The 3154-nt window shown below is 65.9% G+C and carries 2 protein-coding genes, 1 pseudogene and 1 other annotated feature; of the genes and pseudogenes, 2 read left to right on the forward strand and 1 reads right to left on the reverse strand.

Going from position 1 to position 3154, the window contains the following annotated elements; translation table 11 throughout:
• Positions 1-141: pseudogene (locus tag JWN68_RS03735) on the forward strand (IS3 family transposase); the annotation flags it as partial.
• Positions 142-171: 30 nt separating this feature from the next.
• On the opposite strand, the gene JWN68_RS03740 reads toward JWN68_RS03735, so the two are convergent.
• Positions 172-1421, reverse strand: a protein-coding gene (locus JWN68_RS03740; RefSeq protein WP_297734894.1) for an IS3 family transposase whose coding sequence is annotated in 2 segments (ribosomal slippage) — positions 172-1118 and positions 1118-1421 — 1251 coding nt in all. Because the reading frame shifts where the segments join, the coding sequence is not laid out codon by codon here.
• Positions 1006-1122 (reverse strand) — a sequence feature (AL1L pseudoknot). It overlaps the preceding gene by 117 nt.
• A gap of 188 nt (positions 1422-1609) precedes the next feature.
• On the opposite strand from JWN68_RS03740, the gene JWN68_RS03745 reads away from it, so the two are divergent.
• Positions 1610-2758: an ABC transporter permease gene (locus JWN68_RS03745; protein WP_297734897.1), complete on the forward strand. Its 1149-nt coding sequence runs from the start codon at positions 1610-1612 to the stop codon at positions 2756-2758.
• Positions 2759-3154 lie beyond the last annotated feature (396 nt).

Raw genomic sequence — 3154 nt, forward strand, 5'->3', positions numbered from 1 at the left:
ACGATGCGTGGGCGCGATGTGGCCGGGGTGATCTTCCACGCCGACAGAGGCTCGCAATACACGTCGGCCCAGCTCCACGACGCCGCAACCGAGCTCGGTGCACGGGTCTCGATGGGACACACCGGGGTGTGTTGGGACAATGAATCGCCCTGGGTTCTGTGGAGGCTCGGGCTATTGGATTCCGACCAGGGGTTGGTCGGTCCTGGCTTGAGCGTAGAACGTCTGCTCGTACTCGTCGGGTGGGACGTCGCCGAGGTAGCCGTGCAGGCGCTGGGTGTTGTGCCAGTGGACCCAGGACAAGGTCGCGAGCTCGACGTCCTCGACGGTCTTCCAAGGCCGGCCGTCTCGTGCTGGGCCACGGATGAGCTCGGCCTTGTAGTAGCCGTTCACGGTCTCGGCCAGGGCGTTGTCGTAGGAGTCCCCGACGGTTCCGATCGAGGGGACGGCGCCGATCTCGGCGAGGCGTTCGCCGTAGCGGATGGACGTGAATTGCGACCCGGCGTCGGAGTGACACCGCAGCCCCTCGAGGTGGGTGCCTCGTGACCACCTGGCCATCTCGATCGCGTCGAGGACCATCGTGGTCCGCATGTGCGGCGCGGCCCGCCACCCGACGATCTTGCGGGAGTAGGCGTCGGTAATGAAGCAGATGTAGGCCACCCCGGCCCAGGTCGGCACGTAGGTCAGGTCGGTGACCCACAGCTGGTTCGGTCCGGTGGCGGTGAAGTCCCGATCGACCAGGTCCGGGTGCCGCGGTGCGCCCGGATCACGCTTGGTGGTCCGCAACCCCTTGGTCCTGCTGACGCCCTGAATTCCTGCGGTGCGCATCAGCCGGGCGACCTGGTCGCGGCCGATGTCGTGGCCGGCACGCTGGGCTGCCTTCCACAGCTTCCTGGCGCCGTAGACCCGGTAGTTGTCGTGCCACAGCTGCTCGATCGCCGGCCCGGTGACCGCATCACGCTGCGAACGCGGCGACGCTGGTCGAGTCTTGGCTGCGTAGTAGACGCTCGGAGCGATCTGCAGGACCCGGCAGATCGGCTCGACTCCGAACTCGTCACGGTTGCCGTCGATGAACTCGACGCTCACTTGTGTTGGCGGTCGAGCTCCGCCCCGAAGAAAGTCGCTGCCCGCTTCAGGATCTCGTTGGCTCGACGCAGCTCACGGACCTCCTGCTCGAGCGCCTTCAACCGCGCCGACTCATCGCTCGAGACACCGGGCTGCTCACCGTCGTCGATGTCGGCCTGGTTGACCCACAGCCGCAGCGACTCGGTCCCGTACCCCAGCTGGCGGGCGACTCGCTGGATCGTGCCCTTCTCAGTTCCTAGCTCGGCTCGCAGCGTGCGCACCATCCGCACCGCAGCAGCCTTCTCCTCAGCGCTGTACCGACGCGTAGTCGGCTTCCCAGGCGTGACGTCCTTCGGCATAGGTCCATCCTCGTTTCCAAACGATGGAGCCTCCAACAAACCCAGGGCGATTCAGTCTCCATACGAGACGGCGTCGTGCGAGAGACGACACCGTGAGGCTGCCACGCAAGCTCGTTCGTCCGGAGAGCGACTACGCCAGGTCCAGGATCAGCAATCAGGACCTCGCCCGGGAAAGTGTTGCCGGCCTCATGCAGCGTCCGGTTCGAGCGGTCCTCACGGCCGTCGGAACGTTGACAGGCGTTGGCGCGTTCGTCGCGATCCTGGGTCTCACGTCAACGGCGTCCGGACAGATCAGTGAGTCCTTCAACCAGCTCATGGCTACCGAAGTGAGCGCCACCGACGCAGCCGGCAGCGAGGAGGGAGGCCTTCTTTCCTTTCCACCGGACGCCGCCCAACGTGTGGAGGCACTCAACGGAGTCGAACACGCCGCCGTCTACTGGACCGTGTCGACGACGGATCCGATGGTTCGGTCCCTGCCAGGACCCGCCGAGAGCGGGGCGGAACTTCCAGTCGTGGCAGCCGACCCCGAACTGTTCGCAACGGTCCAAGCCAAGGACATCATCGGACGCCCCTTCGATCAGTTCCACGACGAGAGAGGACTTCAGACGGCGGTGGTGGGTCGCGTCGCTGCCGCCCGACTGCACCTGGCTGACGTCTCGTCGCTGCCAGCCGTCTTCGTCGACGGCGTCCCATTCGTCGTGATCGGAATCATCGATGACGTGGGACGCCGCCAGGAACTACTGCAGAGCGTCATTGTCCCGACGGGCACGGCCTTGCGGATCTGGGGCGAACCGACGTCCGATCATCCTGCCCAGATGGTGACGGCGACCATTCTCGGCGCCGCGCCACAGGTAGCTGACGAGATGCCGATCGCGCTCAGGCCCGACCGGCCAGACCTTGTCGCTGTCGACACGCCGCCCAACCCCCAGCAAATTCGGAAGTCAGTCGAATCTGACGTGTCCGGCCTCTACCTCGGCCTTGCAGGGATCTGCCTCATCGTGGGAACGGTAGGCATCGCAAACATCACCTTGGTCGCAGTGATGGAGCGCGTCCGTGAGATCGGGCTGCGTCGCGCGCTCGGCGCGCGGCGAAGTCAGATTGCCGCGCAGTTCCTGCTCGAGTCATCGATCCTGGGAACGATCGGTGGCATGGTCGGTGCCAGCGTCGGCGTCCTCATCGTGGTCGCGGTATCACTGGCGCACGAGTGGACTCCCGTCCTGTCGCTCGCCACCGCTGGTGGAGGCCCCGTCGTCGGCCTGCTCAGCGGACTCCTCGCCGGTATCTACCCAGCCGTCAAGGCGTCGCGCGTCGAGCCGGCAGAAGCGCTTCGTTCCTAGCGCGAAACCGGAAAGGTCTCAGTGGCCGCGGTCAGCTTCCAGGCCCGTGAAGCAGGTAAGGACATCGACGCGACGGCCGGGCCGGACATCGTCGTCAAGCTCCGCACGTGCGATCTCGACGTCACCCTCGACCCCCTGCAGGCAGGTGCCCCTGGCGTCGTTCAGCCTTTCGAACGCAACGCGTCAGTTGTAGGCCGACACGGAGATGTCGGTGTCCCGCCACGGCATGTCAGTAGTGACGGTCCACGTCGTCTGTCCACTGGTCGGTGCAAGGCTCAGGGGCTGGGGGCCGTCTCGCCAGGAAACCTGCTCTGAGCTGCTCGTTTCGGTGTCGACGACTGGGTGGGGCGGACATGAGAGTGTCGGCCCACATCAGTGGGCCATGTCGACGAAGCG

This window comes from Nocardioides sp. (assembly GCF_025964975.1).
Taxonomy (GTDB): domain Bacteria; phylum Actinomycetota; class Actinomycetes; order Propionibacteriales; family Nocardioidaceae; genus Nocardioides.